The sequence below is a fragment of the Sphingobium xenophagum genome (assembly GCF_031457465.1).
Taxonomy (GTDB): Bacteria; Pseudomonadota; Alphaproteobacteria; order Sphingomonadales; family Sphingomonadaceae; genus Sphingobium; species Sphingobium xenophagum_A.
In genome coordinates, this window is sequence record NZ_JAVDWV010000029.1 from 18,704 (window position 1) to 32,036 (window position 13,333).

12 protein-coding genes and 1 pseudogene are annotated in these 13,333 nt (G+C 63.1%); 6 read left to right on the forward strand and 7 right to left on the reverse strand.

Features of this window, described 5'->3' with window-relative positions; genetic code table 11:
* The first annotated feature begins 15 nt into the window (after nucleotides 1-15).
* Entirely contained in the window at nucleotides 16-2,142 is a 2,127-nt protein-coding gene (locus J2W40_RS19595) for an Atxe2 family lasso peptide isopeptidase (protein ID WP_310227658.1), read from the forward strand.
* Here the strand turns inward: J2W40_RS19595 and J2W40_RS19600 are convergent.
* The 7 genes from J2W40_RS19600 to J2W40_RS19630 all read right to left on the reverse strand — a co-directional run bounded on the left by J2W40_RS19600 (nucleotide 2,088) and on the right by J2W40_RS19630 (nucleotide 7,732).
* Nucleotides 2,088-3,833 (reverse strand): asparagine synthase-related protein, encoded by a 1,746-nt coding sequence (locus J2W40_RS19600; RefSeq protein ID WP_310227648.1) that lies wholly within the window; start codon nucleotides 3,831-3,833, stop codon nucleotides 2,088-2,090. The genes J2W40_RS19595 and J2W40_RS19600 overlap by 55 nt on opposite strands.
* Complete coding sequence (locus tag J2W40_RS19605; RefSeq protein WP_310227649.1) at nucleotides 3,833-4,495, reverse strand: lasso peptide biosynthesis B2 protein; 663 nt, start codon at nucleotides 4,493-4,495, stop codon at nucleotides 3,833-3,835. Before J2W40_RS19605 ends, J2W40_RS19600 begins: the two co-directional genes overlap by 1 nt.
* A gap of 49 nt (nucleotides 4,496-4,544) precedes the next feature.
* Entirely contained in the window at nucleotides 4,545-4,664 is a 120-nt protein-coding gene (locus tag J2W40_RS19610) for a benenodin family lasso peptide (RefSeq protein ID WP_017181796.1), read from the reverse strand.
* Between the two features lie 122 nt (nucleotides 4,665-4,786).
* Nucleotides 4,787-5,395: a GntR family transcriptional regulator gene (locus J2W40_RS19615; protein ID WP_310227650.1), complete on the reverse strand. Its 609-nt coding sequence runs from the start codon at nucleotides 5,393-5,395 to the stop codon at nucleotides 4,787-4,789.
* Nucleotides 5,392-6,273, reverse strand: a complete 882-nt coding sequence (locus tag J2W40_RS19620; RefSeq protein WP_310227651.1) for a phytanoyl-CoA dioxygenase family protein — start codon at nucleotides 6,271-6,273, stop codon at nucleotides 5,392-5,394. Before J2W40_RS19620 ends, J2W40_RS19615 begins: the two co-directional genes overlap by 4 nt.
* Nucleotides 6,274-6,286: 13 nt before the next feature.
* Nucleotides 6,287-6,901 carry an acyl-homoserine-lactone synthase gene (locus J2W40_RS19625; protein WP_310227652.1) on the reverse strand — a complete coding sequence of 205 codons (615 nt, stop codon included), beginning with the start codon at nucleotides 6,899-6,901 and terminating at the stop codon, nucleotides 6,287-6,289.
* A gap of 48 nt (nucleotides 6,902-6,949) precedes the next feature.
* A complete protein-coding gene (locus J2W40_RS19630; protein ID WP_310227653.1) occupies nucleotides 6,950-7,732 on the reverse strand; it encodes a LuxR family transcriptional regulator in 783 nt (260 codons plus the stop codon).
* Nucleotides 7,733-8,094: 362 nt separating this feature from the next.
* Between J2W40_RS19630 and J2W40_RS20635 the strand changes: the two genes are divergently transcribed.
* The 5 genes and pseudogenes from J2W40_RS20635 to J2W40_RS19650 all read left to right on the forward strand — a co-directional run.
* A complete protein-coding gene (locus tag J2W40_RS20635) occupies nucleotides 8,095-8,316 on the forward strand; it encodes a transcriptional regulator domain-containing protein (protein WP_409050412.1) in 222 nt (73 codons plus the stop codon).
* On the forward strand, nucleotides 8,273-8,794 hold the full coding sequence (locus J2W40_RS19635) for a DUF2285 domain-containing protein (protein WP_409050410.1): 522 nt from the start codon (nucleotides 8,273-8,275) through the stop codon (nucleotides 8,792-8,794). Before J2W40_RS20635 ends, J2W40_RS19635 begins: the two co-directional genes overlap by 44 nt.
* 868 nt (nucleotides 8,795-9,662) lie before the next feature.
* A complete protein-coding gene (locus tag J2W40_RS19640; RefSeq protein WP_310227655.1) occupies nucleotides 9,663-10,598 on the forward strand; it encodes an SIR2 family protein in 936 nt (311 codons plus the stop codon).
* A complete protein-coding gene (locus J2W40_RS19645; RefSeq protein WP_310227656.1) occupies nucleotides 10,595-12,340 on the forward strand; it encodes an ATP-binding protein in 1,746 nt (581 codons plus the stop codon). The genes J2W40_RS19640 and J2W40_RS19645 overlap by 4 nt, the downstream gene beginning before the upstream one ends.
* Before the next feature lie 68 nt (nucleotides 12,341-12,408).
* Nucleotides 12,409-13,333: pseudogene (locus J2W40_RS19650) on the forward strand (carbamoyltransferase C-terminal domain-containing protein); the annotation flags it as partial.

Consider the following 13,333-nt stretch of genomic DNA (forward strand, 5'->3'; position numbering starts at 1 on the left):
TTCGGCGCGTGCGTGATGATGCTCGCGTTTTCGTCATCGGGGTGGGCGCGCTGCGGCGACCTGTTGCCGGGTGCGTCGCAGCCAGCAGGGCCCAAGCGATCGATAACACCCCTCGATCTTGCGCGTCTGCGCGACATCGGTCGACCCGACGGCGCGCTGCTCGGCGGACCCAGCCCGCTGGCCGTCGCCCCCGACCAGACTCGCGCTGCCTTCATCATCAGCCGGCCCGATCCGGCTTCGAACAGCCTCTGCGTCGGGCTCGCGGTGATGGACCTCGTCGTCGGCGCGCGACCGCGCCTTATCGACCAGGGCGGCGAAATGATCCTGGCGTCCGGTAATGTGCGGGGACTGATCACGCCCATCGGCTATCCTGCGGTGGTAACGCCGTCCTGGTCCCCCGATGGCCGCTCGATCGCCTATCTGCGGCGGGACCATGGCGTGACGCAGCTGTGGATCGCCCTTGCGGACGGCGGCATGGCGCATCCGCTCACCCATTCTCCCGTCGATATCGAGCAGTTCGTCTGGCGGACCGACGGCAAGGCGCTCCTGTACGCGGCCCGGACCGGACAGCTGGTCGAACGGGCCGCCGATGCCAGTGCGGCCCTCACGGGCTATCCCTATGACGACCGCTTCGTGCCGGCCATGAGCCCGGTCCCTTTGCCGGTCGCCACGACGCCCTTGTCCCACTATGCGATCGATATCGCGAGCCTGGCCGTGCGCCCGGCCCGTGGTGATGACGCCATGCGCTTGCTGCCCGACAGGTTGAACACGCCCCTGCCGCTGCCCGTCGCCGCGGCGGATGACGGCCGCCGCGCCTGGACGGTGCATGGTAGCGAGAATATCCTCAGCCCGCTCCTGCTGCGGGCAAGCCTAGCGTCGGGTGATCCTGTCGCCTGTACCGATGCGGCCTGTCGCGGCAAATTCACCGGCCTGTGGTGGATGCCGCAAGGCGGTCCGCTCTTGTTCCTGCGGCGGGAAGGCTGGGATCTGGGCGATCTCGTCCTCTATCGCTGGCAGCCCGGGGCGGGCCAGCCGCGTGCGATCCTGCGCACGAGCGGGGTGCTCGATGGCTGTGTCCTGGCGCGGGCGCATCTCGTCTGCCTGGCGGAAAGTGCCACCGTGCCACGCCATATCGTGCGGATCGATCCGCGGACGGGTCAGGCCGCGACGCTCTATGTGCCCAATCCGGATTTTGCCGCGATCCGTTTCGGCAAGGTCCAGCGGCTCCGCTGGCGGACCGATCGCGGGCTCGAGGTGCGCGGCGACCTGGTCCTGCCGCCCGGCCACAGGCCGGGCATGCGCCATCCGCTCATCGTCACGACCTATTGGAGCAGTGGCTTCCTGCGCGGCGCGACGGGCAATGAATATCCGATCCATGTCTTCGCGGCGCGTGGCTTTGCCGTGCTCAGCCTGCAGCGTCCGCCCTTCGTCGCCGAGGCCGATGCGAACGCCACCGACGCGGACCGGCTGAACGCCGCCGCCACGACAAACTGGGCCGAGCGGCGCAGCCTGCACTCGGCCGTGATGGTCGGGGTGCAGCGCGTCATCGACATGGACGTCGCCGATCCGGCGCGCATCGGCATCACCGGATTGAGCGACGGGTCCAGTACGGTGGGCTTCGCGCTGATCAACAGCCGTCGATTCGCTGCGGCAGCTGTCAGCACCTGCTGCCTCGAGCCGTGGATGGTCAATGCGACGTTCGGCCCCGCCTTCGCCCGCACCATGCGCGGGCAGGGATGGCCTGCGGCGACCGCCGACGATCGTCGCTTCTGGGCGCCCGGGTCGCTGATCCAGAATGCGGCGTCGATCGACACGCCTTTGCTCATGCAACTGGCGGATAGGGAATATCTCACCGCGATCGATGTCTATGCCGCCCTGCGCGAGCAGGGCAAGCCGGTCGACCTCTATGTGTTTCCGGACGAATATCATAATAAATGGCAGCCCGCCCATCGGCTCGCCATCTATGAACGCAATCTCGACTGGTTCGACTATTGGCTGCGCGACACTGTCGATCCGGACCCGGGCAAGGCGGCGCAATATCTGCGGTGGCAAAGGCTCCGCGAAGAACAGGGTAGGACAGGCGGCACTCATGACCGGCCCGCGATCCAGGCCTCGACATCGGCTAGGCGCATGAGCCGGTGATAGGCGGTGCCCCGCAGCGGGCCGCATTCGCCTAGAGCGCGTTCGAGCGCGGGCACGTCGAGCAGGCCCGCCGCGCGCAATCGGCCGTCGAGCAGCATTGTGCGGATGGTCGTTCGATTGGCGGTGTACAGGGCGGCGATATAGCCGTCGGGCGAGCCTTTCGTCCGGCGTTCGATGATGTCGGGCGGCAATCGGGCGGCATAAGCGTTGCGGGCGATCACGCGATTGCGTCCGTCATCGAACCACCACCAGCTCGGGACACGTAGGCACGCCTCCACGACCGGTTGCGTGGCCAGCGGCGAGGCATGGCGCACCGGACTGTGCAGGTCGCTGGCCTCGGCCCATGTCTGCGCGGCGACGATCAGCGCGATGTGCGCGGCGGTCCCGGTCTCGGCCCCCTTGGACGCCTGCAACCAGGGATGCCCGGCGATGATGGCTTGGTCGCTGACCATGTCCGACGCCAGAAATTGGGTTTCGCCATGCCAGCGATAGGCGGGCGAGCGCCGGAAGGCCCGTTTGACCGCCTGCGTAAAAACCGTCGCTGCACCGACCTGCGCGAGCGAGGCGATCGAGAGCGCTACCGCCCAGGCCTCGTGCAACCGCCCACCGCGCACCAGCGCATCAGTCACCGGCGCGACCGACTGCAGCGCGCAAAAGACATTGTCGCCCGCGCCGCCATCGATCGACAGATCGGCGCCGGATGTCCCAATCGCTTGCGCCAGGAGCGCATTGGTGGCCTGCATGAAGCTGCGCGCCATGGGGTTGGGCAGTCCCGCCGCATGGGATCGGCTGATATCGACCAGCCCGACGTCCCATTCCGCTTCGAGGATCGGGGCGCCAAGATGACTTGCCACCGCGCGGGCATAGCCTCGTTCGTCGCCATTTCCGCTAAGACTGGACAAGTTGAAGCAGTGATAGGCGCCGCCCTGGCTGGCGAGCGCCGCCGCCAGTATCGAGGAATCGAGACCGCCCGAAAGCATGAGGAGCACGCGCTCGGCATCGCCACGGCTGGCGCGGACGGCCGCCGTGACCGCCCGGCGCAGCGCATCCGCCGCCTCGTCGCGATCGTCGGTCCAATGGCGGCGGCCGCCATGGTCCCACGGCGTCCAGGCCTGTGTCACCGTGATGGCGCCGTCGCAGATATGCAGGCAGGCCCCGCCTTGCAGTTCGGTGACGCCCGCCAGGCATGTGGTGGGCGAAGCTATATTCTGGAACGCCAGCCGATGAGCGATCGCGCCCCAGTCGAGGCCGGACGGCATCCACCCCGCCAAGGCGAGAAGCGTGAGGTCGGACGCGATCAAGGTCAGGCCATCGCGCTGCGTGTAGAGGCAGGGCAGGCGGCCGAATGGTGCGCGCACGATATCCAGGACTGTGGGACCGTCGCGCAGGACTGCGACATAATGGCCCCAATAGTGCCGCATGAGGTCCTGAGGGCGCATGGACGCCGATGTCGCCGTGCCGCTTTTGGAATGCGCGCGGTCGCTGGTCTCACGCTGGAAGACATCCCCCAGCACCCATTCGCCCTCGCGCGGCAGTCCGGCGGGGGTGAGGCCCGGCGTCGTCGCAACCAGCAGCCCGGCATCGTCGATGACGATGGCAAGGTCTGACCGATCGGCGATCGCCGCCCTGATCCAGGCCGGGATCGGCGCCGGGTCCGCCAGGCTGCTGGCAAGGATGAGATAGTTTTCCATCACACCCGCCTGATCGGGGTGAAGGGCCGCACATGGTCGGGCGCGTCGTTAAGGACGGTGCCTGCCAGTTCGACCCAACAATGGGCCTGAAACGGATCGAGCTTGACGCCCAGCACCAGCGTGGGGCGTGCACCGCGCTTTGTCAGGGCGGCCATCAGCGCCATGGATGTGGGGAGGCACTGGTCGCGCGCGGACAGGATCAGCCCGGCACGGCGGTGCGCCTCGGCCAGCCGTGCGATCGCGGCCGCTGTCGGTTTCGGCATCGGGGCACCTGCATCCTTGCGCCGGGCCAGCCGGTCGATGTTGGCGGCCAGCGGGCAATAGCGGACGCGCAAGGTCCAATGCGCCCGTGTCGCCAACGCCATGGCTATCGCCAGTAGCGAGGGGCGGGCGGGGGGCTCCAGTTGCGGTGGCAGGATTGGCACTGGAGATGCGGCAGGGCAGGGGCTCGGCCGCCCGCCTTCTGGACAGGGTATGATCAGGCCCATCTCGACCAGTATCGCCAGCGCGGGATCGGCGGCGCCCGTGTCGAGCAGCGCCTGGAACGCCGTGTCGAGCGGCACGCTCAGGCCGAAATAGCGGTCTGTCGGCAGGTCGAGAAACAGCGTTCGGTTATCGATCCGGCAGAAGCTCAAGCCGGTGCGGAGCCTATAGCTAGCCATGGGAGATGCCCGACACAATGGCGCGCGGCCGAAGCCGCGCGCCACCGCATCAATCGTCCGACAGGCCGGTGAGTTCCTGGTTCAGGCCGACATCGCCGGCGATGCCGCCCGGTCCCTTGGTCTCGATGCTTGCGGTCCCGAGGTCGATCAGAGTGTCTTCGCGTTCCATGATGGACTCCTTCTGTCATGCTGCGACATGCAGCCATGGCAGTGTAGGAAGCCCGTTTCGCTATCCGAATTTTATACCGATTCTATATCGATATTGTTTGGCTGGCAGGTTGGACGGCAGGGTCATTCGACCCGATAGACCGCCCGTACGATGGCGGCTGCGGCCCGACGCCGACGGCGATGATAGACCAGGATCAGGCGACGCAGCCGGTCGCGTTCGCCAAGGCCGGCGGCGGACGCAATCGCCGCCAGTTCCGCTTCGATATCGTCGAGCAGATGCGTCTCGACCGAGCGGATCGCATGAAGGCGCGCGTTGAGCCGGTCGATGGCGCGGCGATGTTCGCCATTGGTCGACCGACTGGCGATTGCCAGGAAGATCGCGCCGGTGCGATCGGCGAGCGATGGCAACCCTTCCATGGCGGTCGGCATGATCGCGGTCGTCACGCCGGGCCATGCGCGGATCGCGAGCACCAGCAATTGGGCCGACCAGTCGTAGCGATCCTTCAGGGCCGGCTCGTCCAGCGCGGGAATATAGAAGCCGCCGCTCGTGCGCGTTTCGACCAGGCCTTCCCCAGTCAGCAGATGGAGCGCGTCGCGGACCGGCGTCACGCTCGACGACAGCGGCGCGGCGAGGACCGCCGGGTCGAGACGGTCGCCGGGCCGATAGTCGCGGCGCATGATGCGCTGGCGCAGCGCGTCATGGACCCGTTCGACGGTCGGGCCCGCGTTCATGATGCCGCCTGTTGGTCATGCGCATGGGCATCGACCACCGCCTGCTGGTCGGGCCGCAGCGCATCGATCGCGCCTAGCGGCGCGCCGCCATGGTCGCCCAGCAGGATGGAGGGACATTGGCCCTCATAATTGCCGAGATTGGGCCGGTGTTGGTGATAGCCCACCAGCGCCGCCAGCGCCGGCGGAAAGGTCCGGGCGATAGCCGGAGGATAGGCCAGCCAGGGATTTTCATAAGGCTTGAGCCAGCCGAGCGCATAGCCCACGACAAGGCCGCGCCGGACCGTGCTGGTGATGTTGGCACCCGCGCCGTGCAGGGTGGAGCCCAGCAGGAGGAGCGCCGCGCCCGGCGCCATTTCGGCAGGCAACGGTGCCTCTGGCGGTTCGGCGTCCAGCGCGTTGGCGCCATGGCTGCGCGGCCATATCAGGGTCGCGCCATTGTCCGGCGTGAACGGCGTCAGCGGCCACATCACATTGACAAGATATTCGATATCGCCGACCGGACCCCGCCACATATCTTGATCCCGGTGGGGCAGTTGGGCCGGGGCGCCTGGATGGATGGCGATCGCCTGGGTCGTGTTCAGCTGGATGCAGTCGCACCAGGGCGACAGGATTGTTTCGACGATGCCGAGTATCAGTGCATGCTGAACCAGCGCCCTGGCATGGTCGGACCGGATCAGGAGCCGACCAAAGCGCTTCGTGGTTTCGCCATAGAAATGGCCCTGGCCAAAGGGCGTTCGAGCGAAATCCCCGGCCAGATCCTCGTCGAGCGCCGCGATGGCCGCGGCCGGCAGGGCATCCGGGACGAGGCAATAGCCTTGCGTCATGAGTTCGGTCGCGTGGCGCGCGATCGCTTGGGAGAGAGTGATGGAGGCGGTCATGGCGGCGTCTCCCTCAGGCGGCGACGCGCTGGTGGATGCGCAACGCCGAAGCGACGATGCCGCGCTCAGCCAGCAACGCCTTCGTATCGGGCGCAATGTCGATGCGCAGCGCGCCGAGCATGGCCCCGTCGATCCTGCGCGGCAGGCCGAGCGGCGCGCAGCGCCAACCAAAGGCCAGGATCTGCTGCAACCAGCCCATCTCGGCAATGGCGCTATAGGCCGTGATGCCGTGCGCTAGGGCATGGTCGACGAGGGCGGTCACCAGCGTATCGCGGACCTGCCGCCGCTCCGCCGCCCGCAGGTGGCGATCCAGGCAGAAGCGGGTGATTTCATGGATGTCCGGTGCCTGCGGCGGTGCGTGCTCACACAGGTCGGGATAGAAATCGCCCAATATATGTGGGCGCGTCGTGGGCAGGAGTCTGGCCGATCCCAGGTGGGTTCCGTCGGGGTCGGCCAGGATCAGATAGGTCGCATGGGCGTCGTCATACTGATCGATCTCATAGCTGTCGGCGAGGACTGGCACGTCCCATTTGAGCAGGTCGACGAAGACGGATTTGCGAGCGGCGAACATCGAACGCAGGACGGCGTCCGAGGCCGGTCGCGCAGCGGATTGACGGATATGCAGCATGATAAGGACTCCCTGGCCGTGATCGGTCCAGGGTCGCCTCGCGGCGGGTCAGGCCGCTATTCCGGAAAAGGGTAATATCGGCGGCGAAAAATATCCGCGAAGGTCAGTGTTGAAGGTCAGTGTTCCGTCGAAGAGCGTCAGGATCACCAGATATGTCCGCTTGTTCACGCCATACCTCTCACACGCCTGCTTGATATGGCGGGCCACCGTCTCTTCGCCCACTTTCAGGATCAGGCTGATCTCCCAGTCGCTCTTGCCGCGCGCAACCCAGAGCACGCAGTCCCGCTGCCGGTCGGTGAGCATCGGGCGCGGCGGTGTCTGCCCCAAGCTGCCGATCGACCAGAGGCGCCGGGCGCCTTCGAAGGCGAACAGACCCGCAACCTCTGCCAGCGGGAGCATGTCATGCGGTATCGGTCGGCCAGCTTCATTCGCGAACGAACAGGAGCCGCGCGCTTCGCCGGGCACATGGACCGCCGGCACCGTGAAGCCATCGCCGATGCCATGCTCGCGACCCAATGCCAGTATCCGGCGATCACGGCCGGACAGCGGGATCATCGCCGCCATGTGCGACCAGGGAAAGCCGACGCGCGCCACATGGCTCGCGCGGTGGACCGGATCGGTGACTCCCAAAGCATGGCGATGATAATAATCGGCCCATTGCGTCGGATAATTATGCAGGTGGATCGCGCCGCCGCTGGCCCTGGCGAGATCTACATGATGCGTCAGAGCAAAATATTGGAAACCAAGCTGATCCGTCAGACCCTTCATGGCCGCAGCGAAATCATCGCCGTTCGCCACGGCATCCACGACGCATTTGAAGTGCGTCGCCATATTGGACAGTCTCATAAGACGATGTCGCGATCACCGGCGGTGCCTCAAGTCACCGCGCGCCCGGCGTTCGCCCTTTCCCGACATATCGGGCCAGGCGCTGGTGTCTCATGTCAGCGCCCGACGACTCCAGTAACAAAAATGTCATATCATAACGGCTTTCATGGAAAAAGACCGGCGCTGGCCCTGTCGTGCGCACGACGCTGCTATGGCGAGCCCATGATCTGTGGGGCATGGTCTGGTCGTCGCTTGCTCGGCGGCGGCAGAGCCGACCAGTGAACTTGCCCACCGGCGAACGCCCTTTGCTCGATTGGCGGGATGCCGCAGGCTATGCGCGACTGCGCGGGATCGACCGGGCCGGCCTCATGTGGGAATGGCTGCGCCGCGATCCCGATTATATCGCCTGGCATGTGCGGGCCAGTACGGCCACGGGCGGCATCAATCCCGAGCCGCTCCTTTGGGGGCTGCACTTTCGCCGAGCATCCGAGCCGCGCAGCGCCCGATGCCCGGATCATCTGGCATGCCGATTTCGACCCGGGGACGATGGCCGTCGCCGCCATCCCCGCGGATCCGGCCGATCCCGATAGCCTGGATCTCGACCGCATCGCCCCCTGGCTCGCCATTGCCATCGGCAGGGAGGGACGCGAACATGCCGTCCTGTCCGACGGTTGGCATCATATCCGCTTCGACATCGAGGAAGGGTGCCTGACGGGACAGCAAGCCGTCCTGCTGCATTTCCGATTACAGGGCATCCTATCTTCGCAGCGACGCGTATTGCCACTGCGCCGGTTTCTCGACCTGTGTCGCAGGCGGCAATTCTCGCGCTCGTTATTTCCTCCCGATCCGCAGATCGCGCGGTTGGTCGATATGCTCCGCGTCCATGATGCGCTCGGGCAGGGGGCCAGCCAGCGCGACATCGGTGCCGCCCTGTTCGGGGACGCGCGCGTGGCGCAGGACTGGATGGGACCTTCGGATTCGCTGCGGTCGCGGGTGCGTCGGCTGGTGGGCGAGGCTGGCACCATGGCGCGTGGCGGCTATCGCTCGCTGATGCGGCGTAAGCCCTAGCCCGCTTCTGGTCCGCTCGATGCGGTGCGTTCTGTCCATTAGATAGGGTTTCCCCCGAAGGGATGACGCCTCGCGCCTGCGATGCGGCGCGACCGCGCTCTACGGCGCGAAGCTAGGCTTCTCGCCGCCGAGCCCCGTTGCCTGGTCTCGGCCTGGCGGTGACGATCGCTGGCGCGGGTCAGCGATGCTGACCCTTGCGGTCGCCGCTTGCGCGGCGGCGCTGCTGGTGGCCTCTGCCGGTGGCGCCGGAATGGTATGGTCAAGGCCCAAATGGCTACCTTTGGGGACTTTGCAGAATGTCCGGTTCGAGTTTGCGCGTTGAGGTTAGCGGACATTCCCCCAGCGTAAACCGCCGATACCTGATCGTCGGAAATCACCCCCATTGCGACCGTTCAAATGGCTCGTCGATCATCCAAAACCTGTCATGGCCTAATAACGCAAATTGCAGATACTCTTGTCGAGGGAAGCGATCTTCGCAGGGGAGCACGGTCGTCTAGGGGGTCGGCATAGGGTCATTGCGACACTAGTTCCTACCTGGTAACGCTCACTAAATTCTCGAAATGAACGATCAGAATTCTACGAAAACTTTTGCCAAAATCTCAATCAGGCTATCTCGATGGATATCGGCAACTACATCCATAACGGCGGCTAATCTTAGTTCCGGTTAGGTAGCGCAGTAAAATATTATGCACAGCTTGCTTGCTTGCTTCAAGTGACGCAAGGTACGGCGTAGTTTGGGGTGGAGTTGCGACGTCAGTGGGGGTCTGTGGAATTAAGTGCGCTAAAAAAGCAGCTTCAAGAACATCTTGGGGATGGGCTCGTTCTGATAGTCGGCTCCGGGCTGTCCTGTGCAGAGGGGGTTCCTGGGATGGGTGCGCTCGGTCACCATCTGGTGACCCATATACCCGCCAGCCTGTCCCCAAACGACACGAAGCTTTGGGAGGATATCCACCCCCTCATCGAAACAGAAGGTCTGGAAGCCGCGCTGCTGAAACATGCGCCCACGGCTTCGCTTGAGGCGGCTATCGTGCAAAGCACCGGAGACTTTATTGCTGCTTCTGAAGCGAGCATCATCTCAGAGGTCTTCAACAAAACGAGGACGTTGCGGCTCACCAATCTCATCCCGCACCTGTTGAAACCGGGCACCGGCATTCCAATCGTGACGACGAACTATGATCGTCTTGCTGAGCTGGCATGCGAGGAAGCTGGTTTGGGCGTCGATACAATGTTCTCCGGCCATTTCGCCGCTCGGCTTGAGCCAGAGGACAGCTATTGGAGCTTTTGCCGCCAAGTGAAACTTGTGGGTAAAAATGTGCGCTACAAATTTGCCCCGAAGGCGAATGTCTTCAAGCCGCACGGCAGCTTGGACTGGTACCATCGCGAAGGTAACCCTGTCCGCTATGCGGGAATATTGCCCTTGCCTCGGCTTATAATTACCCCTGGACTGAACAAGTTTCGCAGCGGCTACGAGAGCCCATTCGACAAACATCGCGAGAGAGGCAATGACGCCATCGACAAGGCGAGCCGCTTCCTTATCATTGGCTACGGGTTCAATGACGATCACTTGGAAACTCATCTCACGCCACGCATCAAATCGGGCGTGAAGACGGTAATCCTTACCTTCGCGCTTTCCCCGAAGGCGCGAGAGATCGCGATCGACAACAAGAACGTGATCGCCGCCGATTTCCGCGAGGAGGCTGGAACGGTTGGCTCCCGCTTCATCATCAATGGAGCAGAATTATTCTACCCCGGTATCAGCTACTGGGACCTCGACGGATTTGTGAAGGGAGTTCTATCGGCATGACCGGCCCAGCACTCGAGTTTACAGAAAATGATCAGATCGGGCGCGTGGCTGGTGTCGACACCAGTCGCGTTGCCATCGACGTCACCAATTCCGAAATGTTGACCCGTGTCGGGATCGGCCAACTAATCGCTATCAAGGGCGCGACGCAGGCAGAGTTTCTGATCGGAATGGCTGACCGGGTCACGCGCTCACTCCGCGAAGAGTTATCTGATCCCGATGGGGGAGAGTTCGGCACACTAACCATCTCACCCGCTGATCACATGCAAGCCTTCGTGATCGGTACCTACCGAACCGTCGATGGCGACAAGACGAACTCTTTCAAGCGCGGCGCGGACAGCTTCCCGCAGATCGACCGGAATTGTTACGTCATCGAAGGCGGCAATCTTCAGCGATTTATGGGCATTCTGGGCGCCGATTTTTCCGACGACGAGCGCTTGAAGCTTGGTACATTCGTCGCCGATCAGAGCGCTGAAGCGATCGCGAGTGGAGATCGTTTCTTCCAAAGACATGCCGCGATTCTCGGTAGCACCGGCTCCGGTAAGAGCTGGGCGGTCGCCCTGATACTGGAGAGAGCGGCCAAACTGAAATATCCGAATATTGTCGTATTCGACATGCATGGTGAGTACGCGCCGCTTGCTGACAAGAGCAAGAGCGGGTTCGCGCAACGTTTCAGAATCGCGGGCCCAGGTGACCTCGCAGCGCCGAAGGACGACGCCCTCTTTCTACCCTACTGGCTGCTGAATCGCGATGAAATGCTCTCCATGATCTTGGATCGCAGTGATCAAAACGCGCCAAATCAGGCATCTCGCTTCACGCTCCACGTGCGGGAGCTGAAAGGTGAAACTTTGGATACGGCGGGGAAGGCTAAGGTCAAGGAGACCTTCACCGTTGATTCTCCCATCCCCTATGAAATCTCAGGGCTGGTCGACCGGTTAAAGACCGACAACACCACCAAAGGCGTCGGAAAGAACGGTGCCGCTGTTAAGGGGGATTGGGAAGACAAGCTGACCCGCTTTCTCTCTCGCTTGGAAGCGAAGTTGGATGACCGTCGATATGGGTTTATGTTCTCGCCGCCGAGTGAGGCGCTCGATTATGGATGGCTCGCGAAGCAGATCGTGAAATTGCTGCGGGCTGACTCCGGGAATGGCATTAAGATCATCGACTTTTCTGAGGTCCCCGCAGATGTTCTTCCGGTCGTCACCGGCACGCTTGCCCGCCTGCTCTACGACGTTCAATTCTGGATGAATGCAGAGTCGCGTACACCAGTCACGCTATTGTGCGACGAGGCCCACCTCTATCTTCCTGTTAAGGATGACGCCGATGCCGTACAACGGCAGGCGCTGTGGTCTTTCGAACGCATCGCAAAGGAAGGCCGAAAGTACGGCTTCTCATTGCTCGTGGTGAGCCAGCGCCCCTCCGACGTTAGCCGTACGATTCTTTCCCAGTGCAACAACTTCCTGGCACTCAGGCTGACTAACGACAGCGATCAAAACGTCATCAAGCGCCTCATGCCGGATTCTCTCGTGGGGCTGACCGCGATGCTCCCGCTACTCGACACTGGCGAAGCGCTTTTGCTTGGCGATGCGGTCCTTCTTCCTACGCGGATCAAGCTCGATCAACCACAGGTGAAGCCAGATAGCGCCACGCGAGACTTCTGGAAGGAATGGGGCACATTGCGGCCCGACGAGACGCTGCTTGAAGCAGCGGTTGAGTGTCTGCGCAGCCAAGCGAGATCAAACTGAACATATGTCCACCGGCCGCGCTGAACCGGTTTGCATGTGGAATTTCAGTTTTATGAGGGGAGAGCTCGTTGCGTATTCTGGCATACAATCCAGGTCACGATGGTGCCGTTGCTTTCGTTGAAGACGGCACGTTATCTTTTTCAATCGAAGCCGAAAAGGGCTCCAACTACCGCTACTCCGCCATATCGGTTTCTGATGTCCTCGACGTTGTTGGCGAGTTGTCCGATCTTCCCGACGTTATTTGTATGAGCGGTTGGTGGCTGCGGGATCACTACGAATTTGAGCACGGCTCTCGCCGTAACGGCGGATATCGAGGAATAGCCGAGGATCTGGCCATCCATGAGAAGGGTCGGTTCTTGCGTGGGCGTTCAGATTACTTCTCTTCCTCCCACGAACGCTCGCACATCATGTGCGCCTTCGGAATGTCTTCGGTTCCAATTGGAGAGCCATGCTACGCCCTAGTCTGGGAAGGCGAGATGGGGACGTTCTACGAGATCGACAGCCTTGGCCGGGTTTCTGTCGTGAAAGATGTGCTTACACAGCCCGGTAACCGTTATGCGCTGCTTTACGGGCTTGCAGACCCGGATTTTCCAAAGGATGGCCCTTACCCTCGCCAATCTGATGCCGGAAAATTGATGGCGCTCGCATCCTTCTCGAACCGCTCGATAGCGACGGCGGAGGAGCAGGCTCTTCTCGAATTCCTTCTCGACGGTCCCTATCGCAAACTCTCAGACTATCCGGGCCTCCCGCAGGCACCCCATCTCGACGTCGGTTTAGAGGATGCTTCGTTCCGTGATTTTGCGGGCATTTACAGCGATGCCATCTTCGCTCGCTTCGAAAATTTCGCGCGCGAGCACCTCGAACGAGGTCGCCCACTTTTGATCGCAGGTGGATGCGGTCTAGGGTCGAGACTCGTTCAAAGCCAGAAGGCCACTGCGGCAGCGAGGCTTACGGCTGACAGGAAGTTTCGGGCGAGCTTGTCGTATCGGGTAG

Excerpts from the sequence above, each read along its gene's own strand:
- J2W40_RS19615 (WP_310227650.1), bottom strand. The coding sequence starts at position 5,395 with ATGAACGCGGGCCCGACCGTCGAACGGGTCCATGACGCGCTGCGCCAG.
- J2W40_RS20635 (WP_409050412.1), top strand. The coding sequence starts at position 8,095 with ATGTGGGAATGGCTGCGCCGCGATCCCGATTATATCGCCTGGCATGTG.
- J2W40_RS19635 (WP_409050410.1), top strand. The coding sequence starts at position 8,273 with ATGGCCGTCGCCGCCATCCCCGCGGATCCGGCCGATCCCGATAGCCTG.
- J2W40_RS19645 (WP_310227656.1), top strand. The coding sequence starts at position 10,595 with ATGACCGGCCCAGCACTCGAGTTTACAGAAAATGATCAGATCGGGCGC.
- J2W40_RS19640 (WP_310227655.1), top strand. The coding sequence starts at position 9,663 with ATGGGTGCGCTCGGTCACCATCTGGTGACCCATATACCCGCCAGCCTG.
- J2W40_RS19600 (WP_310227648.1), bottom strand. The coding sequence starts at position 3,833 with ATGGAAAACTATCTCATCCTTGCCAGCAGCCTGGCGGACCCGGCGCCG.
- J2W40_RS19620 (WP_310227651.1), bottom strand. The coding sequence starts at position 6,273 with ATGACCGCCTCCATCACTCTCTCCCAAGCGATCGCGCGCCACGCGACC.
- J2W40_RS19610 (WP_017181796.1), bottom strand. The coding sequence starts at position 4,664 with ATGGAACGCGAAGACACTCTGATCGACCTCGGGACCGCAAGCATCGAG.
- J2W40_RS19605 (WP_310227649.1), bottom strand. The coding sequence starts at position 4,495 with ATGGCTAGCTATAGGCTCCGCACCGGCTTGAGCTTCTGCCGGATCGAT.
- J2W40_RS19625 (WP_310227652.1), bottom strand. The coding sequence starts at position 6,901 with ATGCTGCATATCCGTCAATCCGCTGCGCGACCGGCCTCGGACGCCGTC.
- J2W40_RS19630 (WP_310227653.1), bottom strand. The coding sequence starts at position 7,732 with ATGGCGACGCACTTCAAATGCGTCGTGGATGCCGTGGCGAACGGCGAT.
- J2W40_RS19595 (WP_310227658.1), top strand. The coding sequence starts at position 16 with ATGATGCTCGCGTTTTCGTCATCGGGGTGGGCGCGCTGCGGCGACCTG.